The 25,974-nt window shown below is 67.5% G+C and carries 22 protein-coding genes; 12 read left to right on the top strand and 10 right to left on the bottom strand.

Annotation, left to right across the window (positions count from 1 at the left end):
* Positions 1-18 precede the first annotated feature (18 nt).
* Positions 19-570: a DUF3617 domain-containing protein gene (locus VFQ64_RS00180; protein ID WP_325101273.1), complete on the top strand. Its 552-nt coding sequence runs from the start codon at positions 19-21 to the stop codon at positions 568-570.
* 38 nt (positions 571-608) lie between these two features.
* On the top strand, positions 609-1,637 hold the full coding sequence (locus VFQ64_RS00175) for an alanine racemase (protein ID WP_325101272.1): 1,029 nt from the start codon (positions 609-611) through the stop codon (positions 1,635-1,637).
* Between the two features lie 159 nt (positions 1,638-1,796).
* On the opposite strand, the gene VFQ64_RS00170 is transcribed toward VFQ64_RS00175, so the two are convergent.
* Complete coding sequence (locus VFQ64_RS00170; protein WP_325101271.1) at positions 1,797-5,150, bottom strand: TonB-dependent receptor domain-containing protein; 3,354 nt, start codon at positions 5,148-5,150, stop codon at positions 1,797-1,799.
* Between the two features lie 318 nt (positions 5,151-5,468).
* Between VFQ64_RS00170 and phaR the strand changes: the two genes are divergently transcribed.
* Entirely contained in the window at positions 5,469-6,020 is a 552-nt protein-coding gene (gene phaR / locus VFQ64_RS00165) for a polyhydroxyalkanoate synthesis repressor PhaR (protein ID WP_325101270.1), read from the top strand.
* Here the strand turns inward: phaR and VFQ64_RS00160 are convergent.
* A complete protein-coding gene (locus tag VFQ64_RS00160) occupies positions 5,968-7,440 on the bottom strand; it encodes a hypothetical protein (RefSeq protein ID WP_325101269.1) in 1,473 nt (490 codons plus the stop codon). The genes phaR and VFQ64_RS00160 overlap by 53 nt on opposite strands.
* A 93-nt stretch (positions 7,441-7,533) precedes the next feature.
* Here VFQ64_RS00160 and VFQ64_RS00155 point away from each other — a divergent pair, with 93 nt between their 5' ends.
* On the top strand, positions 7,534-8,250 hold the full coding sequence (locus VFQ64_RS00155; protein WP_325101268.1) for an SIMPL domain-containing protein: 717 nt from the start codon (positions 7,534-7,536) through the stop codon (positions 8,248-8,250).
* 119 nt (positions 8,251-8,369) lie between these two features.
* Here the strand turns inward: VFQ64_RS00155 and VFQ64_RS00150 are convergent, their stop codons facing one another.
* Positions 8,370-9,899: a CpaF family protein gene (locus tag VFQ64_RS00150; protein WP_325101267.1), complete on the bottom strand. Its 1,530-nt coding sequence runs from the start codon at positions 9,897-9,899 to the stop codon at positions 8,370-8,372.
* Positions 9,900-9,976: 77 nt separating this feature from the next.
* On the bottom strand, positions 9,977-11,002 hold the full coding sequence (gene ada / locus VFQ64_RS00145) for a bifunctional DNA-binding transcriptional regulator/O6-methylguanine-DNA methyltransferase Ada (protein WP_325101266.1): 1,026 nt from the start codon (positions 11,000-11,002) through the stop codon (positions 9,977-9,979).
* A 512-nt stretch (positions 11,003-11,514) separates the two neighbouring features.
* On the opposite strand from ada, the gene VFQ64_RS00140 reads away from it, so the two are divergent.
* From VFQ64_RS00140 to VFQ64_RS00115, 6 genes are all read left to right on the top strand, one after another.
* Entirely contained in the window at positions 11,515-12,063 is a 549-nt protein-coding gene (locus VFQ64_RS00140) for a F0F1 ATP synthase subunit delta (protein WP_414712841.1), read from the top strand.
* Between the two features lie 3 nt (positions 12,064-12,066).
* Positions 12,067-13,596, top strand: coding sequence for a F0F1 ATP synthase subunit alpha (gene atpA / locus VFQ64_RS00135; RefSeq protein WP_325101327.1), 1,530 nt, complete (start codon positions 12,067-12,069; stop codon positions 13,594-13,596).
* Between the two features lie 141 nt (positions 13,597-13,737).
* Entirely contained in the window at positions 13,738-14,613 is an 876-nt protein-coding gene (locus VFQ64_RS00130) for a F0F1 ATP synthase subunit gamma (protein WP_325101264.1), read from the top strand.
* A 25-nt stretch (positions 14,614-14,638) separates the two neighbouring features.
* Positions 14,639-16,120: a F0F1 ATP synthase subunit beta gene (atpD, locus tag VFQ64_RS00125; RefSeq protein ID WP_325101263.1), complete on the top strand. Its 1,482-nt coding sequence runs from the start codon at positions 14,639-14,641 to the stop codon at positions 16,118-16,120.
* Entirely contained in the window at positions 16,117-16,701 is a 585-nt protein-coding gene (locus tag VFQ64_RS00120; protein ID WP_325101262.1) for a hypothetical protein, read from the top strand. Before atpD ends, VFQ64_RS00120 begins: the two co-directional genes overlap by 4 nt.
* A gap of 4 nt (positions 16,702-16,705) precedes the next feature.
* Positions 16,706-16,960: an ATP synthase F1 subunit epsilon gene (locus tag VFQ64_RS00115; protein ID WP_325101261.1), complete on the top strand. Its 255-nt coding sequence runs from the start codon at positions 16,706-16,708 to the stop codon at positions 16,958-16,960.
* A 6-nt stretch (positions 16,961-16,966) separates the two neighbouring features.
* On the opposite strand, the gene VFQ64_RS00110 is transcribed toward VFQ64_RS00115, so the two are convergent.
* Together VFQ64_RS00110 and VFQ64_RS00105 are read right to left on the bottom strand one after the other, a co-directional pair.
* On the bottom strand, positions 16,967-18,232 hold the full coding sequence (locus tag VFQ64_RS00110; protein WP_325101260.1) for an O-antigen ligase family protein: 1,266 nt from the start codon (positions 18,230-18,232) through the stop codon (positions 16,967-16,969).
* 159 nt (positions 18,233-18,391) lie between these two features.
* The gene (locus VFQ64_RS00105; RefSeq protein ID WP_325101259.1) at positions 18,392-20,560 is read right to left on the bottom strand and encodes a primosomal protein N'; all 2,169 of its coding nucleotides are present in this window, start codon (positions 20,558-20,560) and stop codon (positions 18,392-18,394) included.
* A 107-nt stretch (positions 20,561-20,667) separates the two neighbouring features.
* Here VFQ64_RS00105 and VFQ64_RS00100 point away from each other — a divergent pair, with 107 nt between their 5' ends.
* Positions 20,668-21,555: a tyrosine recombinase XerC gene (locus VFQ64_RS00100; RefSeq protein WP_325101258.1), complete on the top strand. Its 888-nt coding sequence runs from the start codon at positions 20,668-20,670 to the stop codon at positions 21,553-21,555.
* A 130-nt stretch (positions 21,556-21,685) separates the two neighbouring features.
* Here VFQ64_RS00100 and VFQ64_RS00095 read toward each other — a convergent pair whose 3' ends face one another.
* The 4 genes from VFQ64_RS00095 to rsmI form a co-directional block, all read right to left on the bottom strand.
* Positions 21,686-22,288, bottom strand: a complete 603-nt coding sequence (locus tag VFQ64_RS00095) for a DedA family protein (RefSeq protein WP_325101257.1) — start codon at positions 22,286-22,288, stop codon at positions 21,686-21,688.
* Between the two features lie 4 nt (positions 22,289-22,292).
* Positions 22,293-23,285, bottom strand: a complete 993-nt coding sequence (gshB, locus tag VFQ64_RS00090) for a glutathione synthase (protein ID WP_325101256.1) — start codon at positions 23,283-23,285, stop codon at positions 22,293-22,295.
* Between the two features lie 245 nt (positions 23,286-23,530).
* The gene (locus VFQ64_RS00085; protein WP_325101255.1) at positions 23,531-23,884 is read right to left on the bottom strand and encodes a YraN family protein; all 354 of its coding nucleotides are present in this window, start codon (positions 23,882-23,884) and stop codon (positions 23,531-23,533) included.
* The gene (rsmI, locus tag VFQ64_RS00080; RefSeq protein ID WP_325101254.1) at positions 23,881-24,714 is read right to left on the bottom strand and encodes a 16S rRNA (cytidine(1402)-2'-O)-methyltransferase; all 834 of its coding nucleotides are present in this window, start codon (positions 24,712-24,714) and stop codon (positions 23,881-23,883) included. Before rsmI ends, VFQ64_RS00085 begins: the two co-directional genes overlap by 4 nt.
* Before the next feature lie 70 nt (positions 24,715-24,784).
* Between rsmI and VFQ64_RS00075 the strand changes: the two genes are divergently transcribed.
* Positions 24,785-25,942, top strand: a complete 1,158-nt coding sequence (locus VFQ64_RS00075) for a penicillin-binding protein activator (protein WP_325101253.1) — start codon at positions 24,785-24,787, stop codon at positions 25,940-25,942.
* Positions 25,943-25,974: the final 32 nt, after the last annotated feature.

Below are 25,974 nucleotides of genomic sequence, written 5' to 3'. Positions count from 1 at the left end.
CCATATGGGGGAAGTCACATGCGCCTGCCGATCACCCTGGTTCCGCTGGCGCTCGCGGCGTGCGGGTCGCAGCCTTCGGTCACCGCGCAGAACGCCTCAGTTGAAGAGGTCAACGCGAAGATGATGGCGGCAGGCGGCGCGACCTTCCTGTCGCCGGGGCAGTGGCGTTCGACCGTCACGGTGAGCAAGCTCGACATGCCCGGCCTGCCGCCCGAGGCGATGAAGGCGGTGCAGGCCGAGCTGACCAAGCCGCGCCAGACGCTGAGTTGCCTCACGCCCGAACAAGCGAAGAAGCCGGCGGCGGATTTCTTCGCTGGCAAGGACAGCAAGGATTGCCGCTACGACTACTTCCGGATGGAGGGGGGCAAACTGGACGCGAAGATGACGTGCAGCGCAGGCGGTCAGGCGATGGTGGCGGCGTTCGACGGCACCTATGCGCCGGAGACGTTCAAGCTGGCGATGACGATGAAGGGTGCCCGGGGCGGCGCGGCGGCGGCGGCGTCGATGCCCGACATGGCGCTGACGGTCGACTCCAGGCGGGTGGGGGAGTGTACCGGCAAGGAGGGGTGAGCTAGCGCGCAACGACGCCACCCGCTAGCGGCGGCGGCATGGACGCTCCCCTCCGCCTCCGCATCGACGGCGCCGCGCTGGCCGGCAATTGGCGCGCGCTCGCCCGGCTGAGTGGCAGGGCGGCGTGCGGCGCGGCGGTGAAGGCCGACGCCTATGGCCTGGGCGTCGAGCGCGCGGTGATGACCCTCGCCAACGCCGGATGCCGCGACTTCTTCGTCGCGACCTGGGCGGAGGCGGCGGCGTTTCCGCCATTCGGATTGCCCTTGTCGGTGCTGCACGGGGTGCGCGAGGCGGACCTGCCGTTGGCGCTGGCGATGCCCGCGCGGCCGGTGCTCAACACCGCCGGGCAGGTCGCGCGCTGGAAGGCGGCAGGGGGTGGCGTGTGCGACGTGATGGTCGACACCGGTATGAACCGGCTGGGCGTGTCGGTGGCGGAAGTGCGCGACGGGCTGCTCGACGGGCTCGCGATCGAGACGCTGATGAGCCACCTGGCGAGCGCCGACGAGGACAGCGGGCTCAACGAGCGGCAGCGCGCGGCGCTGGCCGGGCTGGCGGGGGTAACGGGCGCGCGGCGGCTGAGCCTCGCCAACTCGGCAGGGATCGCATTGGGCGAGCGCTATCATTTCGACCTGACCCGGCCAGGCTTGGCGTTGTATGGCGGCGTACCGCGCGCCGAGCTGGCCGGCGTGGTCCGGCCGGTCGTCTTCCCGCAAGCGGAGGTTCTGCAGCGGCGGACGGTGCGGCAGGGCGAAACGATGGGGTACAACGCCACCTGGACCGCGCCTTGCGATACGGAGGTGGCAATCCTCAACATCGGCTATGCCGACGGCTATTTCCGCGGGTTCTCAGGGGCGGGACGGGCGCTTGCCGGCGAGGCGGTGCTGCCGGTGATCGGGCGGGTGTCGATGGATTTGGTCGCGGTGGACGTTGGCACGGCGCCGGGCCTGCGCGAGGGCGACTGGGTGGCGGTAGACCTCCGCCTGCCGGAAGCGGCGCGGACTTCGGGCATGTCGCAATATGAGCTGCTGACGAGTCTTGGCGGCCGGTACGCGCGGATCTGGGGCTAGGCGCCGATCCGATCCTGCCGAACCGGCCTCGCCGGCGCAGGGCTCCCGTTCCTGAAGCAATCGACACGAGCAAGTGCGAAGGCGCGCCGCCCTCAGCCACAAAGAAAAGGGGCGAAGGTTGCCCTTCGCCCCCTTTTGGGCAGTGATGCCGGAGCGCTCCTAGAAGCGGACCCGCGCACCGGCATAATAGCTGCGCCCACGGAAGTCGTAGATCGCCGTGCCGACGCCCGTCGCCGTGCTGCCCAGCGGCGGCAGCTGGTTCAATACGTTGTCGACGCCGAAATAGAAGCGCAGCCCCTTCGACCGGTCGCCCGCGCCAGTCTGAGAGTCGCCACCGGCGTTCCACTCGAACCGGATGTCCGAATAGGTGATCACCGGATACTCCTGCGGCTGAATCGCGTCGACATTCGCCGCCGGCAGGCCGTTCACTCCGCCTCGGAAATTCTCGTAGGTCGAAGTGAACTGCTCGCCGATGAAGCGTAGCCGATAGCCGAAGGTGAACTCCTTGAACCCCAGATCGATGTCCAGACGGGCCTCGTCCTGCGGAAAGCCCGACTCGCTCAAGATCCGGTTCTCGAAGCTCGGGTTCGTCGGGTCCTCGAAGTTGCTGTTCCGCAGATTATGGACATAGATGAGATTGGTCGAGAAGCGCAGGTTCTCGCCGAAGTTGGTCCGGTACTGCAGATTCACATCGATGCCCTCACGCTCGCGCTTGGCGAAATTGAGGGGCGCGTTGATCAGCGAATTGCCGAGCACCGCACCCGGCAATTCGCCGTTCGGACCCGAACCCGCGCCCTGGAAACGCGTAAAGGCGCTACAGAACACATTCGTCGTAGTAGGCAGGTCGACGCAGTTGTTGAGGATACCCTGAACCGTAACGGTGCTGATGATGCCGTTAACCCGGATATTGTAGTAATCCACCGTGAGTGCCAGCCCGGGCACGAAGCGCGGCTGCAGCACCGCACCCAACGTGTAGGAATCGGACGTTTCCTCCGCCAGGTTCGGGTTCGAGCCACTGACGATCGCCAATGAGTAGGCCCGGTCGGGAAGGTTGACCAGATTGGCCTGGCCGACCGTCGCGACGCAGTTTGCCCGCCGCGTGGCGCTGCCACCATTGATGCGCGTCGTGTCGCAGGGGTCGGTGATGTTGTTCGCGAAGTTTGGCACCAGCGGGAAGCCGGTTTCCGAGACATTCGGTGCGCGCACCGCGCGCGCGTAATTGCCGCGGATGCGCAGGTCGCGGATGGGAGACCACTGCGCGCCGGCGTTGTAGGCGTAAACGGTGCCGATGCCGCTCTTGTAGTCGGAAACGCGTCCTGCCGCGCTGACCGTCAGTTCCTGGAAGAACGGCGTGTCCTTGAGCAGCGGGATCTGGATCTCGCCGAACGCCTCCTTCACCTCGAACGCAGGGGGATCGAACACCGGGATCGACACGCCGTTGTTGAAGCCCTGCGTGGTGACCGCGTCCTGCTGGTAAAACGCCTTCTCACGTCGATATTCGCCGCCGACCGCGAACCGGACCGGACCGCCGGGCAGCTCGAACAGCTGGCTGAGGTCACCCGAGACGAAGGCTTGGCCGACGATCTGCTCAAGGCTCGCCTCCGCCGAGAAGGTGCTGCTGAAGTACGCGATTGCTGCGCTGTTGTCGGCCGCGCCGAACGGGTTGTACGGCCGGCAGGCGGCGACATCCGCGGCCAGGCGCGCAGTGTTAGCGGCCCGGTTGGCCACCGCTACGGTGTCCGTCCGCTGATCAGGAACGACTGCGGTCGGGTCAAATTGCGAGCGGCACTGGATCGCGCCCGTCAGCGGATTGCGACCAGCATCGAGCGCCAATGAGAAGCGCTGGCGATCGATGAAGCCGCGGGTCGTCTGGGTCTGGTCGAAACGGCCATAGTTGCCCGAAATCTCGTACGACCAATCACCATTGAAGGTGCCGCGGGCGCCCAGCACGGCTCGGTAGGTGTCACGCTGGAAATCCTCGTCGCGCAGACCGACGTCGAGCAGGTTGCGGCTGACCTGGACACGGAAGGTCCCAGCGTTGATCGCGGCGATGTCGGTGGGCGTCAGGTTTCCGGCGGCCGGGCATGTATCCTGCAGGCTGGGGCGGCAGCCCGAGGCGATGATCAGATTGGTCAGCGTTGTACGGTCGGCAGGGTTCAGGAACGGATTGTCCAGACGCGAGCGCTCGCGGAAGTCGCCAACCGAGCCCTGAGCTGCGCTCGGCGACTGGACGAACGACGGGCCCGCGTTGTTGCCGAGCGCGTTGACGCGGTTGTACTTGCCCTCGAAGAACAGCTCCAGGGCGGGCGCAAACTCAAAATGCGCCAGCAAGTTGAAGTTGTAACGCTCGAGCTCCGGCAGGATCGACACCGTCCGGCCCTCGCGCCCGGTCTGGCCATTGCCACCGATCCGAGACGCGTTGATGCCCGTGCCGAAACGCGTGCCCGTCTGCTCGACCAGCCGGCCGTCACCCGAGAAGATGAAGGAGCAGCTGAATGCAGCGCCATTGTTGTTGGTCGGGCCATTGTTGGCCGCTGACGCATTTCCACAAAGTCCGTTGGGCGCGTTGCGCTGATTGATCGCGATCAGGCCGTTGGGGCTGATGGTGCCGCTGCGCACGTCGCTTAGGAAAACCGCGTCGGAAAAGCCGTCGCCGCCGTTCACCAGCGGGTTGGCGGTCGTGCCGGCGTCCGCGTCGACCGTGAACAGGCCGGCCTGGGTCCGGAACGACGGCACGTCCGACGCGAACACGCGCTCCTGCCGCGAATACTCGCCGTGCAGGGTGATGTTGCCTCGGCCACCGGCGAAGTTCTTGCCGGCCATCGCGGAGACGTACTGGTTGCCGCCAAAGCCCGCCTCTGTCGTACCGGCGGTGGCGCGCAGCTGCAGCCCGTCGAACGAGCGACGCAGCACGAAGTTGACGACGCCCGCGATCGCGTCCGACCCATACACGGCCGAATTGCCGCCGGTCACGATGTCGACGCGCTCGATCAGGTCGTTTGGAATGGAGGCGACATCGGGCGACACCGCATTGTTGAGGATGTCGGCCGGGACGTGGCGGCGCCCGTTGACCAAGACCAGCGTCCGCGAGGTGCCTAGGCCGCGCAGATCGAGCAGGTTGAGGCCGGCGATACCGATGCCCGACCCCGGATTCTGCTGGGAGAAGGTAGACGCCAGCTGCGGCAGATCGTTCAACAGTTCACCGACATTCTGATCGGCGGTCTGGAAGATCGCGTCGCCGCCGATCGAGGTGATCGGCACGTCGGCGGTAACGTTGGGGCTGCGGATGCGCGATCCCGTGACGACAACGTCGGTCGCCGCAGGCGCATCGTTCGTGTCGGATAGCGAGTCGGCGGTGCCCTGCTTGCCCGACTGGTCGGCCGCGGTTTCAGAGTCGCCCTCCGACTGCGTCTGCCCCTGGCCAGTGGCCGGCGTGGTCTGCGCGAAGGCGGGCGCGCTGATGAGGAAGGTACCGGCGAGCGCGGTCGCGCCAAGGAGACGAGAGATATTCATGATCGGCAATCCCCGAGAGTCGTGGAGCGCCTTCTAAGAGGCACTTGATGTGCCCGATGCCGAAAACGGGTAGTTCGACGCAACGGGAAACATGGTCCGACCGGGCACGGCTCGGTTCATTTTCAATTAATGTGACAGATTAGACACAAAATGTGAGGCACTGGTTTACAACGCTAAGTCACTGGAACTGCGATGTTCGTCGGCACGTCGCCGGCGGGCCTCGGCGCTGATTGCTGCGCAGCATCATCGACCGATGTTGCAGCGCGGAATGGATCGGCGTAGCGGCCCCAGTCATCAGCTTCTTGCATCGGAACGGCCATGAAAAAGCAGGCGGAGGGTGCCGGCACGGGCCCGGTAACCATCAAGAAATACGCCAACCGGCGGCTCTACAACACCGAGGCTTCGTCCTACATCACGCTCGAGCACCTGGCGGCGATGACGCGCGAGGGTCGCGACTTCAAGGTGGTCGACGCCCGCACCGAGGAGGACATCACCCATAACGTCCTCACCCAGATCATCATGGAAGCCGAAGGTCGCGGCACGACACCGATGCTGCCGGTCAACTTCCTGCGCCAGCTGATCTCGATGTACGGCGACTCGATGCAGGCGGTGGTGCCTGGCTATCTCGAAGCGTCGATGGATAGTTTTCGCCGCAACCAGGAGCAGTTCCGCACCGCCGTCGAGGGCGCCTTCGCCGGCTCTCCGTTCGCGGAGATCGCCAAGCGCAACATGGCAATGTTCGACGCCGCCGCGCAGGCCTTCAAGCCGGCGCAGAAAGGGGCCGGGCCCGAGAGCAAGGACGCGCAGATCGCCTCGCTCAAGGCCGAGCTGGCGGCACTGCAGGATAAGGTCGAGCGGCTGGCGAAGTAGCGCGCGCATAGACCAGCGTGTTCCAGCCCGAGCGCCGGATCTTGAGCACCAGCCGGTACTCCGGCAGCACCGCCTTGAGCGCCGCAAGACTGCCCCGGTTCCAGATCGCCAGCCTTCGGTCGCTGGTGACGATCACCGGCGGCCGCACGGCCAGGATGCGCCGCACCTCCGCCGCCTCGTCGATCCCGGTCGCGCCCTGTTCGGTCGAATAGGCGAGCAGGTTGGGAAAGGCGTGCGTCGTCGGCAGGCAGGCGCGGGCGAGTAGATAGGTTACCGTGTCGCCGATGAAGACGTAGGGGCAGCCGCGGTCGTTGTGCGCCGCCACCGCCGCCGCGACCGTGCGCGCGCCGGTCGCGTCGTCGCGCCGCGTCAGCCAGGCGACGGCTGCAATGGTCGCCATCAGCCCCAGCGTCGCCACCAGCAGACGCGAGGACCGGCCCAGCGCCGGCGCGGCGGCGATGGTCAGCGGCACCAGCAGCGGCAAGGCATAGTGATCGAACCAGGTGCCCACGACCAGAAACCCGGCCAGCGCGGCGGCAAGCCATGCGGCCGCCACCGCCGCCTCCTCGCTCCGCCGCCACCGCCACGCCAGCACGGCGGCTAGGATCAGCGGCGACAGCTGCGCGGCGATGCCCAGCAGCCGCATCGCAAGCTGGTCGGCGGGGTAGGGCGGGCGCAGCAGGATCGAGGTGAAGTTGGCGAACCACCATGCTTCGATATGGCCATGCGCCGCGTACCAGCCCGCCGCCGCCAGCGTCGGCGCGAGGCCCAGCGCGGCGAAGCCGAGTGTTGCCGAAAGCATCGCCGCCCGGCTCGCGCCAGCGCGGCGGAGGTAGAAGAGATGCGCGAGGCCGACGAACGCGCCCTCGACCGCGGCGGTCTGCTTGATCTGGATGGCGACGCCCGCGAGCAGGCAGGCGAGCATGCCGCCGGCGACGATCGCGCCGGTGCGTCGCGCAAGGGCGAGTGTAGGGAGGCGCAGGCACACCAGCCCGGCGATCGCGACAGGCAGGTTGTAGAGTACCGGCGACTGCCCGCCGCGTCCGCCGAGCAGGGTCAGGCCAAGGAGGTATGCCGCGCCCGCCGCGACTGCCCCTCGCTCCGTCGCGCCGAGCAGCCGGGCGGCACGCGCGATCACGATCGCGCTCGCGGCTGCGAAGGCGGTGGCGGCGAGCTGATAGGCGAGGATGCCGTCCCCGCCCAAGCTGCGCAGCCCGGCATAGAGCAGGAACAGCCCGACGGGCTTCCTGTCCCACACATCGACGTACGGAATCGCGCCTTGCAGCAGGCGGTCGCCGACGAGCAGGTACCATTGCTCGTCGACATGGATGACGGGGTTGCCGAAATCAGACGCGCGTAACACCAGCGCCATCGCCAGCAACAGCATGGCGGAGCTTGAAGCGAGCGAGGGCGCCTTCATGCCGCGGCCCGATAGGACAGCGGTCGCCCCGTCCCAAGCGGAACCGGGCCGACGCTCATATCGTTTCGCACCCGGACCAACGGAGTTCTCCCCATGCGCAGCCTCCTGGCTCTCGCCCTATGCTCGCTGTCAACGACCGCCTTGGCGCAGGTGCAAGTCACGCCGAGCCCCGACGCGCCGGTGATCACGCTGTCGGTGCAGGAGACGGTGGAGGTCGCCCCCGACATCGCCACCGTCGGCGCGGGGGTGGAGACGATCGCGCCGACCGCCGCGGCGGCCTTGCAGCAAAACTCGGTCAAGATGCGCCGCGTGATCGCCGCCATCCGCGCCGCCGGGGTCGCCGAGCGCGACGTGCGCACCAACACCGTGCGCGTCGGCGCGCGGTACGATTATCCCAATCGCGTGCGCTCGTTCCAGGGCTATGCGGCGACGAACACGGTGACGGTGCTGCTGCGCGACATCGCTGCGGTGGGCCCGTTCCTCGATCGGGTCACGGCGGCGGGCGCGACGGAGGTCAACGGCCCGACCTTCGCCGTCGAGCAGGCGAACCGGTATAGCGCGACCGCCAGGGATCGTGCGGTGGAGCGTGCGGCGGGCGAGGCGCAGGCCTATGCGCGGCGCGCGGGGTTCAAGCAGGCGCGGCTGCTGTCGATCATGGAGGGCGGCAGCTTCGTGCAGCCGTTCGACATCGTCGTCACGGGCGAGAGCCGGCAGTCGGCAGCTCCGGTGTCCGCGCCGCCGCCGCCGGTGCTTGGCGGGCAGCAGTCGGTGGGGGTGTCGATCACGGCGATGTACCGGATGGAGCGATAGAAGGGCTCTGCTGAGCGGCCGTCACGGGAATGAATTCCATGATGTCGGACGGGCTCGCTAATGCGACCCGCCGGCCGGCCTCAGGCGTCTCGCGCTTAGCTGCGCTAAGCGCGTGCGCCTTAGAGGCACGCCTCCAAATACGCCTGGTCGAAGCCGAACTGCTTGGCCTTTTCCAGCGTGTAGGGGCGCAACCCCATCGCGCGGTACTCGCCGACGATCTTGCCGTCGGCGGACTCGCTCAGATATTCGAACTTGAACAGCTCCTGGGTGACGATCACCGGGCCTTCCATGCCGATCACCTCCGTTACGTTGGTGACGCGGCGGCTGCCGTCGCGCAGGCGCTTGACCTGGATGATGAGCTCGACCGAGTCCGCGATCTGGCGGCTGATCGCCTCCTTGGGCACCTTGATGTCCGACATCATCACCATGTTCTCCATACGCGCCAGCGCCTCGCGCGGGGAGTTGGCGTGGAGGGTACACATCGAGCCGTCATGGCCCGTGTTCATGGCCGCGAGCATGTCGAAACACTCGGAGCCACGGATTTCGCCCAGGATGATGCGGTCCGGCCGCATGCGCAGCGCGTTCTTGACGAGATCGCGGATGCTGATCTCGCCCTGGCCTTCGAGGTTGGCGGGGCGCGTCTCCAGCGGCAGCCAGTGCGGCTGTTGCAGGCGGAGCTCGGCCGCGTCCTCGATCGTCAGCACGCGCTCGCCCGGGTCGATCATCTTCGACAAGGCGTTGAGCATCGTCGTCTTGCCCGAGCCGGTACCGCCCGAGATGACGACGTTGAAGCGGCTCGCGCCGGCGATCTTGAGCGCGGTCGCCATCTTGGGCGACATCGAGCCAAAGCCGGCCATCATGTCGAGCGTGATCGGCTTGGCCGAGAACTTACGGATCGAGATCGCGGTGCCACGCAAGCTCAGCGGCGGCACGATGACGTTGACGCGGGAGCCGTCCTTCAGTCGCGCATCGGCAAGCGGCGAGGTCTGGTCGACCCGGCGGCCGACCGAGTTAACGATCCGCTGCGCGATCTGGAACAGATGCTCCTCGTCGCGGAACTGGATCTGCGCCAGCTCCAGCTTGCCCTTGCGCTCGACATAGGTCTGCTCGGGGCCGTTGACCATGATGTCGGAGATGTTGGGATCGGCGAGCAGCTCCTCGAGCGGCCCCAGGCCCAGCAGCTCGTCGACCAGCACCTTTTCGAGCGCGAACTGTTCGCGGCGGTTGAGCGTGAGCTTGAGCTCGGCCAGCACCTCGCCGATGATCGGGCGGAATTCCTCGGCGAGCTCGTCCTTGCCCAGAGTCGCCGCCGCCTCGGGATCGACGCGCTCGAGCAGGCGCGGCAGCACCTGTTCCTTTATCTTGTGGATCGAGGCCTCGAAGCCCTCGGACCGGCTGTTGCCGGCGTCGCCGCTCGAGTTCTGGCGATCGGTCAGGCGCTGCAGCGCGTCGGCGTTGGCGCCGGGCATGGTTCCCGCCAGATCGTCCGTCTCGCCGCCCATCGGCAGGGAGTCCAGCGGCGGAAACTGCGACCCGCCTTCGGATTCGGCAGGGGCGGCCGCGCCGCCTTGCATCGGCCGCGCGACGCCGAAGGCCGGCCGCGGCGCCCCCGTTCCCCCCATTCCGTTACGACGCCCAAACGCACTCATAGAAGGCACACCCTCGATAACGAGATGGGGCGTACGGGGCGGAGGTTTAGATTTAACTAACTATGCGTGGCCACCCGCTATGCTCCGCCCTCGCGATCGAGCAACGCGCGCTTGCGCTCCAGGCCATAGGCATAGCCGCCGAGCGACCCGTCGGTCCGTTTGGCGCGGTGGCAGGGGATCAGCACCGCTAGCGTGTTGGCGCCACACGCGCTGCCCGCCGCCCGCACCGCGCGTGGGTTGCCGGCGGCGGCGGCCAACTCGCTATAGGTCCGCGTCTCGCCCGCCGGGATCGCGCGCAACGCCTGCCATATGGCCTCCTGAAAGGCGGTGCCGCGCTGGTCGAGCGGCAGTTGGTGATCGCGTTCAGGTGACTCGACGGCGTCGACGACATCCTCCGCCAGCGCCTGCAACGCCGCCGCGCCCGGCTCCACCACCGCCGCCGGAAAACGACGCCGGAGGTCCGCTTCGCCTTCGTCGAACGCAACGCGACAAAGGCCCTTGTCGGTGGCCGCGATCAGCAGCGGCCCCAGCGAGGTCGCCGCGACCGTCCAGCGGATGGTGACGCCACGGCCACCCTGTGCCCACACGCTCGGCGTCATGCCCAGACGCGGCGCGGCGGCGGCGTAGAAGCGGCTCGGCCCGGAATAGCCGACTGCATAGATCGCATCAGTCACGCTGGATTCCTCTCGTAAGGCGACGGCGGCATGATCGGCCCGCCGTCCGCGCGCATAGGCGGCGGGAGTGACGCCGGTGGCGCGCTTGAACAGGCGGTGGAAATGATGCGGGGCATAGCCGACTCGCCCTGCCAGCGCGTCCAGCGCAATGCCGACGTTACGGTCCAGGATGGTCAGCGCCTCGGCAACGGCGACCCGGTCGCGGCCCATCTCGTCGGGCCGGCAGCGCAGGCAGGCGCGAAAGCCTGCCGCCCGCGCCGCCGCCGGATCGGGATAGAAGGCGACGTTCTCGCGACGCGGTCGCCGCGCCGCGCAGCTCGGCTTGCAGTAGATGCGCGTGGTCCGCACCGCGACGACGAAGCGTCCGTCGGCGGCGCGGTCGCGGGCGCCGAAAGCGGCCCAGGCCCGTTCGGGATCGATGCTGGTCATGCGGGCTGTGTAGCGCGGTACGGGCGGACAGACATCCCGCGGCTTGCTGTCAAACTCTCCCGCCGGCCGGGCGCTTCTTCAAAGGCGCTTAGTTGGTGCGACACCTTATCACTTATGTTATTGCCAGCGCCGGGTGGATGACTGACGGGCCTTCGGGGGGACCGGCGAAATGAACATTGTACAGCGATTTCGCTGCTTGCTCGGCAGGCACAAGCGGGATCGGCAAAAAGCCGTCTACGACGGCCAGGAGTTTCGCAGCGTCTGCAGAGGTTGCGGAAACGCGATGGTGCGCAGCCCGCACGGCTGGATGATGACGGCGGACGATTCGTCGGACCATGCCGCTTCCAGCTCGGGCTAACGTCCTCTGCGAACCCCGCGCGGCTTGCATCACGGCACCGCCGCTGCTAACCGCGCCGCACTCACGGGGCAGGCGCTTTTGCGTCGTCATTGCCGCGTGAGCGAAACCCGTTGACGACGAGGACAAGCATCGCGTGGAGGCTTCCAGCGGTAATATAGGTGGTAGCGTCCAGGCCAGCCTTGGCGGACGCTATGCGCTTGCGCTCTTTGAGCTCGCTCAGGGCGCGAAGACGATCGACCAGGTCGAGGCGAGCCTGAGCAGTGTCCGCGCGGCGCTCGATCAGTCGGACGATTTCCGCGCGCTGGTCGCCAGCCCGGTGATCCAGCGCGGCGCCGCGGCGAAGGCGGTGCTCGCCACCGCGGATGAGCTCGGCGTCGATGCGACCACCAAGAGCTTTCTCGGCGTGCTCGCGGAGAACCGACGGCTGGGGCAGCTGCCGCAGATCATCCGCGCCTTCCGCAAGCTGGCCGCCAACCATCGCGGCGAAACCACGGCCGAGGTGACCAGCGCGCACCCGCTCTCCGACGATCAGGTCGTGGAGCTCAAGCAGCAGCTCCGCCAGCGGCTCGGCCGCGAGGTGTCGGTCGACCTGGCGGTCGATCCCGAGCTGCTCGGCGGGCTCGTCGTCCGCATCGGTTCCCAGATGATCGATTCGTCGATCCGTACCCGACTGAACGCGCTAACCAGCGCCATGAAAGGCTGAATGATGGACATCCGCGCCGCGGAAATCTCCAAGGTCATCAAGGACCAGATCGCCAATTTCGGCACCGAGGCGCAGGTCTCGGAGACCGGCACCGTGCTGTCGGTCGGCGACGGCATCGCGCGCATCTATGGCCTCGACAATGTCCAGGCGGGCGAGATGGTCGAGTTCGCCAACGGCGTGCAGGGAATGGCGCTCAACCTGGAGGCCGACAATGTCGGCGTCGTGATCTTCGGCTCGGACGCCGAGATCCGCGAGGGCGACACCGTCAAGCGTACCGGCACCATCGTCGACGTGCCGGTCGGCAAAGGCTTGCTCGGCCGCGTCGTCGACGGCCTCGGCAACCCGATCGACGGCAAGGGCCCGATCGTCGCCGAGAAGCGCAGCCGCGTCGAGGTCAAGGCGCCCGGCATCATCCCGCGCCAGTCGGTCAGCGAGCCGGTGCAGACCGGGCTGAAGGCGATCGACGCGTTGGTGCCGGTCGGCCGCGGCCAGCGCGAGCTGATCATCGGCGACCGCCAGACCGGCAAGTCGGCGATCGCGCTCGACGCCTTCATCAACCAGAAGGGCGTCAACGCCGGCACCGACGAGTCGAAGAAGCTCTACTGCGTCTATGTCGCGGTGGGGCAGAAGCGCTCGACGGTCGCGCAGCTGGTCAAGACGCTCGAAGAGAACGGTGCGATGGAATATTCCATCGTCGTCGCCGCGACCGCGTCCGAGCCCGCGCCGCTGCAGTTCTTGGCGCCGTACACCGGTACCGCGATGGGCGAGTATTTCCGCGACAACGGCATGCATGCGCTGATCGTGTTCGACGACCTGTCGAAGCAGGCGGTCGCCTATCGCCAGATGTCGCTGCTGCTGCGCCGTCCGCCGGGCCGCGAGGCGTACCCCGGCGACGTGTTCTATCTCCACTCGCGCCTCCTGGAGCGCGCCGCCAAGATGTCGGACGCGAACGGCGGCGGCTCGTTGACCGCGCTGCCGATCATCGAGACGCAGGCGGGCGACGTGTCGGCCTACATCCCGACCAACGTCATCTCGATCACCGACGGCCAGATCTTCCTGGAGACCGACCTGTTCTTCGCGGGCATTCGCCCGGCGATCAACGTCGGGCTGTCGGTCAGCCGCGTCGGCTCGGCCGCGCAGACCAAGGCGATGAAGAAGGTGTCGGGCAGCATCAAGCTGGAGCTGGCGCAATATCGCGAGATGGCGGCGTTCGCGCAGTTCGGCTCGGACTTGGATGCCTCGACCCAGAAGCTGCTGGCCCGTGGCGCGCGCCTGACCGAACTGCTCAAGCAGAAGCAGTTCGCGCCGATGCCCTTCGAGGAGCAGACCGCTTCGATCTTTGCAGGCACGGCGGGTTATCTCGATGCGGTCGCGGTGAACGACGTCACGCGGTACGAAGCGGCGATGCTGTCCGATCTGCGCGCTAACCACGGCGGCGTCCTGACGAAGATCCGCGAGACGCGCGACCTGGGGGATGAGGCGAAGTCGGGGCTGAAGTCGGCGCTCGACGCTTTTGCGAAGACGTTCGCCTGAGGGGTGTAGACGCGCACAAACATACTCCGTCACCCCGGACTTGATCCGGGGTCCATTTCTCTTCAGGCGTAAAGCTGACGGATGGATAAATGCCGGATCAAGTCCGGCATGACGGAACAGAGGGAATGGTAACGAACTAGCATGGCGAGCCTCAAGGCCCTCAAGATCCGCATCGGCTCGGTGAAGTCGACGCAGAAGATCACCAAGGCGATGAAGATGGTCGCCGCCGCCAAGCTGCGCCGTGCGCAGGAGGCGGCGGTTGCCGGCCGTCCTTATGCCGAGCGGCTGGAGCGGGTGATGGCGGCGCTGGCCGGGCGCATCGCGAGCGGCCCCGGCGTGTCGCCGCTACTGGCGGGCACCGGCAAGGACCAGGTGCATTTGGTCGTCGTGGCGACATCGGAGCGCGGTCTGGCGGGCGCCTTCAACACCAACATCGTCCGCGCCGCGCGCCGCAAGGCCGAGGAACTGACCGCGCAGGGCAAGACCGTCAAATTTTATCTTGCGGGCAAGAAGGGGCGCGTTCTCATGCGCTTCTACCCGCAGGCGATCCTCTTCGATCATGAAATGGGCGCGATCAAGAAGCTAGCCTTCGACGATGCGCGCACCGTCGCCGACGATCTGATCGCCCGCTATGCCGCTGGCGAGTTCGACGTCGCGCATCTGTTTTATGCGAGGTTCGTCAGCGCCTTGGTCCAGGAACCGACCGGCCGCCAGATCATCCCCGTACCGCTCCAAGCGCAAACTTCGGGAAGTTACACCGACGCGGTGACCGAATACGAGCCGAGCGAGGAAGCGATCCTCGCCGATCTCCTCCCGCGCAACATCGCCATCCAAGTCTTCGGCGCGTTGCTGGAGAATGCGGCCAGCGAACAGGGCAGCCGCATGAACGCGATGGAGAATGCGACCAAGAACGCCGGCGACATGATCAACCGCCTGTCCATCCAATACAACCGCACGCGCCAAGCCGCGATCACGACCGAACTGGTCGAGATCATCTCGGGCGCCGAAGCGCTCTAAGACATTCGAAGCAGGAAGAACCACGATGGCAACCGCCGCTGAAGACATCCGCCCGACCCAGACGACGGGCCAGAGCAACACCACCGGCACGATCTCGCAGGTCATCGGCGCGGTCGTCGACGTGTATTTCCCCGACAATCTGCCCGCGATCCTCTCCGCGCTGGAGACCGACAATAACGGCAACCGCCTGGTGCTGGAAGTCGCGCAGCATCTCGGCGAGAACACCGTGCGCACGATCGCGATGGATTCGACCGAGGGACTGACCCGCGGCCAGACCGTGCGTGACACCGGATCGCAGATCAGCGTTCCCGTCGGTCCCGCGACGCTGGGGCGCATCCTCAACGTCATCGGCGAGCCGATCGACGAGCGCGGCCCCGTCGCCACCGACATGCGCCACCCGATCCACGCCTCGGCGCCCCCCTTCGTCGATCAGTCGACCGAGAGCGCGATCCTGGTCACCGGGATCAAGGTCATCGACCTGCTCGCGCCTTATGCGCGCGGCGGCAAGATCGGCCTATTCGGCGGCGCCGGCGTCGGCAAGACCGTGCTGATCCAGGAACTCATCAACAACATCGCCAAGGGCCACGGCGGCGTCAGCGTGTTCGCGGGCGTGGGCGAGCGCACCCGCGAGGGCAACGACCTCTATCACGAGTTCCTCGACGCGGGCGTCATCGCCAAGGACGCCGACGGCAATCCGACGCCGGAAGGTTCCAAGGTCGCGCTGGTGTTCGGCCAGATGAACGAGCCGCCGGGCGCCCGCGCCCGCGTCGCGCTGTCGGGCCTGACGATCGCCGAATACTTCCGTGACGTTGAGGGGCAGGACGTGCTGTTCTTCGTCGACAACATCTTCCGCTTCACCCAGGCCGGTGCCGAAGTGTCGGCACTGCTCGGCCGCATCCCTTCGGCGGTGGGCTATCAGCCGACGCTGTCGACCGACATGGGTGCGCTCCAGGAGCGGATCACCTCGACGAACAAGGGCTCGATCACGTCGGTTCAGGCGATCTACGTCCCCGCGGACGATCTGACCGATCCGGCACCTGCAACCTCGTTCGCCCACTTGGACGCAACGACGACGCTGAACCGCGCGATCTCCGAACTCGGCATCTATCCCGCGGTCGATCCGCTCGATTCGACCAGCCGCGTGCTGGAGCCGCGCACGGTCGGCCAGGAGCATTACGACACCGCCCGCGCGGTGCAGGCGACTCTCCAGCGCTACAAGTCGTTGCAGGACATCATCGCGATCCTCGGGATGGACGAGCTGAGCGAAGAGGATAAGCTGACCGTGCAGCGCGCACGCAAGATCCAGCGCTTCCTTAGCCAGCCGTTCCACGTCGCCGAGGTCTTCACCGGCATCCCCGGCAAGTTCGTCCAGATCGAGGACACGATCCGCAGCTTCAAGGCAGTGGTCGACGGCGAATACGACCATCTGCCCGAAGGCGCCTTCTACATGGTCGGCGGCATCGACGAGGCGGTCGCCAAGGCCGAGAAGATGGCGCAGGAGGCGTGATCCTGGCCGCCGCCATGCTGGCGGGCGCCCTGGCGCCTGCCACCGTGGCGGCATCGCCGCTGGCGGACCGCGTCCCTGACGTCGCCACCCGCTTCTGTATCGACTTTCTTTCCCGCGCCGTCCCCGTTCCGGCGGTCGGCCCGGAGGAGGAGCGGGTGTTCTCGGGCTATGGCCTGAAGCCGGGCGTTCCGAACGCCGCGCTGCGTGGATTGGGGCGCGGCGGTGCTACGTTGCTGGCACGCGCTACCCTGGCGTCGGGAGAGGGGCCGGATGGCGCCTTCGTCGTCGCGGTCGGCGGCAGCGCTGGCGAGACATGCCGCATCATCGTCTATCGTGCTCCGCCCGACGGACAGTTCGTGCCGCGCGCCATCAAGGCCATCACGATGGAGCGCCTCGGCTGGAAGGCGCTGCCGGCTGTCGTCCCGCCGGCCGCCCCGCTCCGCCTGCGCCTCATCAAGCGTGACGCGGCTGGAAAGCCGTTCATCGCGAACCTGATCGCTCCCGACGATCTCGGGCCGGTGGCGATGATCGTCACCGTCGCCGCATTGCCCCCGTCCGCCACCATTCCGCAAGGTTTCTGATCCGATGCCTCTCCATTTCGAACTCGTCACCCCCGAAAAGCTGCTGCGGTCCGAGGACGTCCACATGGTCACCGTGCCGGGCACCGAGGGCGATTTCGGCGTGCTGGAGGGGCATGCGCCGTTTATGGCGACGATCCGCGACGGCGAACTCCAAATCCATCGTACCGCCAACGCCGCTCCCGAAATCGTTGCGATCCGCGGCGGGTTTGCCGAGGTCGATGCGAAGGGGCTGACCATCCTCGCGGAGCATGCTGGCTGACGGAGATCAGGTGGCGCGGCTTTGGCGCACAAGCGGCACGTTAGCGCGCTCGCGGGCGGCGAACAGGACGCCGAATCCGATCATGACGAGCATGATGAACCGTGGATAATAGAGCATGCCTTCCAGCAGGCTCATGATGAGAAGCGCATAGAGCGTGCCGGTGAGCGGACGCAGTGCATCATCCTTCATGCCCGTCCGGTGCGTCGCGCCGATCGCGCGGCCGAGCAGCCACAGGCCGCCTGCCGCCCCGACTAGCCCCCAGGAAATGAGGAATTGCAGCACGACATTGTGCGGCTGGGTATGCGACCAGCCGGTGTACACCTCCCAGAAGGTCGAACCCGATCCCCAGCCGAACACCGGGGCGTCGCGCCAGCGCATGAAGGTGTCGTGCCATAGTTCCAGCCGACCGGATGCCAAAGCGCTCGCGTCGTGCACGTCGGACCGACCGAACAGCGTAAATTCCGCTAGACCAGGATCGAACATGATCGCGCCGAGCATCGCAAGTGCGCTGAGGCTACCCACGCGAACGATGGCACGCGCGTCAGGCAGGCGGCGCAGGCTGGCCCAGGCGATCAGCGCGACGACAGCCATCGCCAGCACCGCTGCGCGCGTTCCCGACCAGAAGGTCAGTCCGGCCGCGAGCAAGTAAAGCAAGTCGCCAAGTCGGCTCTCCTCCCTCTTGCCGTAAAGCATGGCGATCATCAGCCCAGCAGCGATCGCGCCGGTCCATGAGCCGAAGTGACGTACGCTGATGAAGCCCGGCATTGCCGATGCCCATTCGATCGTGCCGCCAGGTACCGTCCACTCGGGCGGTGGCAGCTGGAATTTCCAGATGGTCAGGAGCGTGAGTGCAACGAGGCCGGCCCCGAGCCAGGGAAAGAACGCCGACAATCGTTCCGGTTGCACCGGGCGCGCCAGAAAGAAGATTGCTGCGCAGAGCCGGAGATGAACCACGGTCGTGATGGAAAGCGCGAGCGAAGCCGCGACGTTCTTCGACGAAAACGTGCTGCCGACGATCAGGCCTATGGTAAGCAAGGCGAGCGCCGCGGTGATGTCTTTGGGTAGTTTTCCCAGGATCTCGCCATCGCGATAGCCGGCTCTGACCGCGGCCTGGATGATGACGATCTCGCACGCGACGAATGGAAGTTCCATCAGCCGGGTCCATTCAGCCCAGGCAGGGTACATCTGGTGCATGTAGGTGGGATAGATCATCGCCGACAACACCGGCATGACAACGCCTATCGCGATGCCGAGCCAGCCGTACAGGTCCAATCGCGCCAATGAAGCTCTTGCGGATAGTGTTTGGCTCACCTGTGCCTCGCTGGCTGTGTCTCATCGGCCGGGACCGAAGGCGATAACCTTCATCCACGTCGGTACGGTGCCCTAATCAGACAAGGTTAACGGTGCGTTGTCGGTGTGCGCGGTCGATGATCACAGGAAGTTGTACGGGTCCACATCCACCGTCACTCGCACCTTGGCAGGCCAGTCGAGCGGACCCAGCCAGTCGCGGATGACGTCCTGCACGTCGAGCGCGCGGCGCGCGTGGACCAGCAGCCGGTAGCGGTGGCGGCCGCGCAGCATTGCGAGCGGGGCAGGCGCGGGGCCATATACGGCCATGCCGTCGACCTGGGGCGCGGCGCGGCTGATCTGTACCGCAGTCGCGTGCGCGGCGGCCTGATCCTCCGACGACACGATGATCGCGGCGTAGCGACCGAAGGGCGGAGCGCCGGCCTCCCGCCTGGCGTCGGTCTCGGCCAAGTAGAAGGCGTCCGAATCTCCGGTGACGAGGGCCTGCATCACCTGTGCCTTGGGGCTGTGGGTCTGGATGAAGACACGGCCGGGTTTGTCGCCGCGCCCGGCACGCCCGGAAACCTGGCGGATCTGCTGGAACGTGCGCTCGGCCGCGCGCAGGTCGCCGCCCTCCAGCCCCAGATCGGCATCGACGACGCCGACCAAAGTCAGATTGGGAAAGTGATAGCCCTTGGTCACCAATTGGGTGCCGACGACGATGTCGATGTTGCCGGCTTCCATCCGGCCGACGAATTCCGCCGCCTTTGCCGGGCTCCATATCGTGTCGGAGGTGATGACCGCGGTCTTGGCCGCTGGAAAGAGCGCGGCCACTTCGTCCGCGATCCGCTCCACGCCCGGACCGCAGGCGACCAGCGTATCCTCTCCCTGACATTCTGGGCAGACGCGCGGCACCGGTTCGACATGGCCGCAATGGTGGCAGGCGAGCCGTCGGGTCAGCCGGTGTTCGACCATCCACGCGGTGCAATTCGGGCATTGGAAGCGGTGACCGCACGTCCGGCACAGCGTCAGCGGGGCATAGCCGCGGCGGTTGAGGAACAGCAGCGACTGTTCGCCCTTCGCCAGCGTCGCCTCCATCGCGCTCACGAGGCGCGGACTGAGCCAACGGCCGCGCTCGGGCGGTTCGAGGATCAGGTCGATCGCCTCGATCGTCGGCATTTCCGCCGCACCGTAGCGGCCGGGCAGCTTCAGTTCAGCGTAGCGGCCAAGTTCCACCTGCTGGCGCGTTTCGATCGCGGGGGTGGCGGATGCCAGGATGATCGGGCAGTCTTCGAACTTGCCCCGCATCACCGCGACGTCGCGCGCGTGGTAATGGACGCCGTCCTCCTGCTTGAAGCTGGTCTCGTGCGCCTCATCGACCACGATCAGCCCGAGATTGGCATAGGGCAGGAACAGCGCGGATCGGGCACCGACCGTGACCAGCGCCTGTCCGGTCGCGATCGCGCGCCAGGCGCGGCGGCGCTGGGTGGAGCGCAGGCCCGAATGCCAGGCCACCGGCTCGCAGCCGAAGCGATCGTGAAAGCGCTTGAGGAACGGCTCGGTCAGCGCGATCTCGGGGAGCAGGACGAGAGTTTGGCGGCCGTCGCGGATGGCCTGCGCGATGCCCTCGAAATACACCTCGGTCTTCCCCGACCCTGTAACCCCGTCGAGCAGGGTCGGCTCGAAACGGCGCGCTGCCACAGCCGCGATCAGTGTTTCTGCGGCATCGCGCTGGTCCTGCGACAGATCGGGCGCGCCATGGGCGGGATCGGGGATAGGGAACGGGCTGTCGACATCGACCTCCACGGCCTCGATCGCGCCGGCCTTGCAGAGCCCGCGGATGACCGCGTCGGACACGTCGGCAGCGGTGGCCAGTTCGCGGATCAGACCCTGGCGGTCGCCGATCCGCTCCAGCGCCTGCACACGCTGATGGGTGATGCGATCCGGAATCGTCCCCGTCGCGCGATATTCGGTGACCTTGCGCGCGCCCTCCAGCGCGGAGGTGGAGGCGAGCGCCATCCTGACGACAGCCGCCGGCGGGGCGAGGTAATAATCGGCGGTCCATTCCACCAGCCGGCGCAGCGGCGCTGCGATTGGCGGCACATCGGCGACGGCGAGCAGCGGACGCAGCCGGTTGTCGCCGACTTCGGCATCCGACGGCATCCGATCGGCTTCCCAGACCACGCCGAGCAGCTGGCGCGGGCCGAGCGGCGCGACGACGATCGATCCGGGTTCGACCGCCATGCCGTGTGGCACGCGGTAATCGAGGGGGCCGAGCGCGGCGTTGAGGACGAGGACACGGGCACGCGACATCACGGCCGCATATGGGGGGTCGCAGCGGAGTAGGAAACCGGATTCATGACGCGCGATTCCAGGCTGGCCGGTTTGCTGTTCGCTTGCGAGGAGCCTAGTCCGTAGCGATGGCGGACCCGTTGCCCCTGCGCTTTGCGGCGTATCTTGCGCATGAACGGCGCCGTTCGCCGCATACGGCGCGCGCCTATGCCGCGACCGCCGAGCGGCTGACGAGCTTCCTTGCGGAACATTGGGGGACGCCGGTGGGGCGCGACGCGCTGGCCAAGGCGACGTCGGCCGATCTGCGCGCCTATCTGGCGTGGCGGCGGGGCGAGGGGCTGACGAACGCGTCGGCGGCGCGCGAGCTGTCGGCGGTGCGGGCGTTCCTGGGCTGGGCCAACGGCGCGTCGGCGACGCCGCGGCTGACCGGTCCCAAGGTCAAGCGCGGGGTGCCGCGGCCGATCGCGCCGGACGAGGTTCTGGCGCTGGCGGGCGAGGTGGCGGAGGATGCGGCCGAGCCGTGGATCGCGCTGCGCGACTGGGCGGTGCTGCTGCTGCTTTATGGTGCGGGCCTGCGCATCTCCGAGGCGCTGGCGCTCACCGGTGCGGCACTGCCGCTGGGGGAGACGATCGTCGTCACCGGCAAGCGCGACAAGACGCGCATCGTGCCGCTGCTGGCGCGGGTGCGCGCGGCGATCGAGGATTATGTGCAGAACTGCCCCTGGCCGATCGCGCGCGACACACCGTTGTTTCGCGGCGCGCGTGGGGGGCCGTTGTCGCCCGCGGTCATCCGCCGGTCGGTCCGCGGCGCCCGGCGGCGGCTGGGGCTGGGCGAGCGGACGACGCCACACGCGCTGCGCCACAGTTTCGCGACCCACCTGCTGGGACGGGGCGCCGATCTGCGCGCGCTCCAGGAGTTGCTCGGCCATGCCAGCCTGGGGTCGACGCAGATCTATACCCAGGTCGATGCCGCGCATCTGCTCGACGTCTATCGCAACGCACACCCGCGCGCCTGACCGAACAATCCGGCCAAAATTCCGGAAAGTCACATGCTACACGCATGAAGTGTGACCGTCCGCGCGCATTCGTAGGCTCACATATCCTCCTGCGCCGGTGCTGCACCATGCGCCGCGTGTAGGACAGCCGTTATCGCGCTTCGGGGCGCCAGGTCGCCACGCGGTAGAGATAGGCGATCACGATCGCCACGGTGATGGCGATCGCCACCGGCCCGACATAGCGATCAAGTTCGCGAAAGCGCGAGCCCAGCAGCAGCCCGGCGGCAGCGAGCACCGTGTTCCAGATCGCGCTGCCCGCTGCGGTGAAGCCGAGGAACTTCCAGCGCGGCATCCGGGTCATCCCCGCGGGCAGCGAGATGATCGTGCGGAAGGTGGGCATGAAGCGGAACACGAACACCACCCAGCCGCCGCGGCGCACGAAGAAGCGGTGGAGTCGTTCGACATCGTTCCACGTCATCGTCAGCCAGCGTCCATGCCGCTCGACGAAAGGGCGCAGGCGCTCGTAGCCGATCCGCCGCCCCACCCAATACCAGAAGTAATTGCCCGCGACGGTGCCGAGAGTCCCCGCGACGACCAGTGGCACGAATGCCATGTGTCCCTGGGCGACCGCGATGCCGCCCAGGCCCATGATGACCTCCGACGGGACGGGCGGCACGATGTTTTCCAGCGCCATCAGCAGGAAGATGCCGAAATAGCCGCCCCACACGATCAGGCTGACGATGAACGCGGTCACCGCCTCAGCCCTGCACCGGCGCCCCGGATGTTGTCTCGGTTGGCGCCCTTGCCCCAATCCGGGCTTCGATCGCGTCCCAGATCAGCCCCGCGACATCGGTGCCGTCAAATCGCTCGATCGCGACGATGCCGGTGGGCGAGGTAACGTTGATCTCGGTCAGCCATTTGCCACCGATCACGTCGATACCGACGAAGATCAGCCCGCGCCGCTTCAGTTCCGGGCCGAGCGCGGCGCAGATTTCGCGCTCCGTCTCGGTCAGCTCGGTCTTCTCCGCCGACCCGCCCACCGCCAGATTGCTGCGGATTTCGCCTTCGCCGGGCAGGCGGTTGATCGCGCCAGCGACGACGCCGTCGACCAGGACGATGCGCTTGTCGCCCTTCGCCACGTCGGGCAGGAAGGCCTGGATCATGTGCGGTTCGCGCCAGGTCTGGTTGAACACCTCGATCAGCGCGGACAAGTTCGCGCCGTCCGACTCGACCTTGAAGATCGCCTTGCCGCCGTTGCCGTGGAGGGGTTTGACGACGATGGCCCGGTGTTCGGCCAAAAAGGCGCGCGCCTCCTCCAGGCTGCGGGTAATGAGCGTGGGCGGCATGAAGCGCGCGTAATCGAGGACGAACACCTTTTCCGGCGCGTTGCGGACGCTGACGGGATCGTTGACGACCAGCGTCCGGTGCGCGATCCGTTCCAGCAGGTGGGTGGCGGTGATGTAGCCGAGGTCGAACGGCGGATCCTGCCGCATCAATACCACGTCGGCGTCGTCGCCCAAATCGAGCCGGACGGGCGGCCGGTTGCGGAAATGGTCGCCCTCGACCCGCTGGACGGTGACGTGATGTGCCGCCGCCCAGACATGGCCATCCGAATAATTCAGGTCTTCGGCGGTATAGTGAAACAGCCGGTGCCCGCGCGCCTGCGCCGACAACATCAAGGCAAAGGTGGAATCGCCCGCGATCGCGATGCCGGTGATCGGGTCCATCTGAACGGCGACAGTCAGGGTCATGACGATTCCTCGAGTCGGAGGGGGTAGGCGCGGGCCGATCCCGCGTATTTTACGGGCACCGCGCGGGCGTCCAAAATTCGGAACCGGACACTACGTCCCCCCGGATTCGTGCGGTTAGGGTATTCAAATACCTGCTCCGCGAGAGGGTCGAAGACGCGTCGGGCAAGCATCGGCATGGCGGGGCTATAACCAAGTGCCCCGGTGTAGGACAGGGTTCGCAAAGGCGTCCGTGGCGGGCCGTCGGCTCACCCAATCCAGGCATTTTCGACGTGTTGCGGACGTGTGCCCGGCGCGATCAGGATGACGTCGACGCGGATATCATCGCCCGGTCCGGCATAGCGCTCCATCAACACTTCCGCCGCCGCGGCGACGCGGGCCAGACGACGTTCGTCGATCGCGAAGTCGAGTTCGGCGGCGGTGGCGCGGGTTTTCACCTCGACGAAGGCGATCAGATTGCCGCGCCGGGCGACGAGATCGACCTCGCCTGCCTTCGTACGGACGCGGCGGTCGAGGATCGTCCAACCTTTCAGGCGCAACCACCACCCGGCCAGCCGCTCGCCGCGCCGGCCGGCGGCTTCGGCGGTTCGGCGGTCCCTCACCCCTTCATCTCCAGCGCTCGCGCGTAGAGCGTCTTGCGGTCGAGGCCGAGGGCCTTGGCGACTTCGCCGGCGGCCTTGGAGGCGGGGAGGCGGGTCAGCGCTTCGGCGAGCGCGATGTCCGCATCGGCCGCGCTGGCGGGTTCGGGGGCGCCGGGGGGAGCGACCACGATGACGATTTCGCCCCGCGGCGGCGCATCGGCATAGCGTGCCGCCAGGGTGGCGAGGGTGCCGGTGACCGCTTCTTCGAACCGCTTGGTGATCTCGCGCGTCACCGCCGCTTCGCGGTCGCCCAGGCCCGCGGCCAGCGCGGCGAGACACGCGCCGAGGCGGGGGCCGGATCCGTAGAGGACCAGGGTCGCGCGGATCTTGGCGATCTCGGCGATCGCCTCGGCGCGCGCCTTTTCCTTAGGAGGAAGGAAGCCGACGTAGAGAAAGCGATCCGTCGGCAGCCCGGCCAGCGTCAGCGCCGCCACCGCCGCGCACGGGCCGGGTATCGTCACGACGACGTGCCCCGCCGCGCGCGCATCGCGCACCAGTTTGTAGCCGGGGTCGGAGATCAGCGGCGTGCCCGCGTCGGACACCAGCGCGACGGCCTGCGTCGCCATGCGGGCGACCAGACCGGGGCGAACGCCCTCTGCATTGTGGTCGTGATACGGCGTCATCGGGCGCTTCGTGCCGATATGGCGGAGCAGCCCGGCGGTCACCCGGCTGTCCTCCACCGCGATCACGTCCGCCCGGCTCAATATGTCGGCGGCACGCGGACTGAGATCGCCGAGATTGCCGATCGGGGTCGCGACGATGTAGAGGCCGGGGTTCAGTGGAGCGTTCATCGGAGAGTTCATGGCAGAGGCGACGGTAGCATCGCAACGACGATGCGGTGGTCGGCGGGCACGTCCGTTAATGGTGCGGTGCTTTGGACTGGCGCTCGCGGGCGCGCTGGCCGCCTGTTCCACGGTCGTGCCGCGCGGGCCGGTGCAGGCGCCGCCGCCGCAGGTCGTGGCGCCCAACCCGAGCGATACCGAGGTGCAGGTCGGCATCCCGCGCGATGCCCAGCGCAACCGGGTCGCGCTGCTCGTGCCGCTGTCGGGCGGCAATGCGGGTGTGGGCCAGTCGATCGCCAACGCGACGATGCTCGCGCTGCTCGATACCCAGAACCAGTCGGTGCGGGTGACCAATTACGACACCGCGACAGGCGCGGCGACCGCGGCGCGGCGGGCCATCGCGGACGGCGCCCAGCTGATCCTGGGGCCGCTGCTCGCCGACGACGTGCGTGCGGTCGCGCCGATCGCGCGCGCGGCCGGGGTGCCCGTGCTCAGTTTCTCCAACGATGCCGGCGTCGCGGGGAATGGCACGTATCTGATGGGCTATGCACCTGCGCAGTCAATCAACCGTGTGGTCGCTTATGCAGGCGGCCGCGGGGTGACGAGTTTCGCCGGGCTGGTGCCCAACGGGCTTTACGGGCAGCGGGCATCGACCGCTTTCCTGCGCGCGGTGGAGGATGCCGGCGGGCAGGTCGCATCGTTGCAGACGTTCGCGCGGACACCCGGCGGGGTCACGGCCGCGACGGCGCGGCTGGCGGGGCAGGGGGCTTACGGCGCGGTGCTGATCGCGGATGGCGGCGCGACGGCGGCGCAGGCGGCGGGACAGGTGAAACGGGGCGCCAACGCCGGCACCCGCATCCTGGGCACCGAATTGTGGAATTCGGAAAGCGGGATCGCGGCGCGCCCGACGCTGGCCGGGGCCTGGTATGCCAGCGTGTCGGACACCTTCTACCGCCAGTTCGCGACCAAATACCGCACCCGCTTCGGCGCGACACCATACCGGCTGTCGAGTTTGGGCTATGATGCGGTGTTGCTGACGGTGCGGATTTCGCGCGACTGGCGGGTGGGTTCGCCGTTCCCGGAAACGCAGCTGCGCGACGCGGGTGGCTTTTCGGGGATCGACGGTGCGTTCCGCTTCGGCCGCGACGGCATTGCCGAGCGCGCGCTGGAGGTGAAGGAAATCCGGGGTGGGGCGACGACGGTGGTGTCGCCGGCGCCGAGCGGGTTCGTTAAATAGCCGACGAGCCGCGGGTCGCCCTCACCCTTCCG

Origin of the sequence: Sphingomonas sp. (assembly GCF_035714405.1) — a bacterium.
GTDB lineage: Bacteria > Pseudomonadota > Alphaproteobacteria > Sphingomonadales > Sphingomonadaceae > Sphingomonas.
Note: the sequence above shows the minus strand (reverse complement) of the source record. Positions and strands in the feature narration are given on the sequence as shown.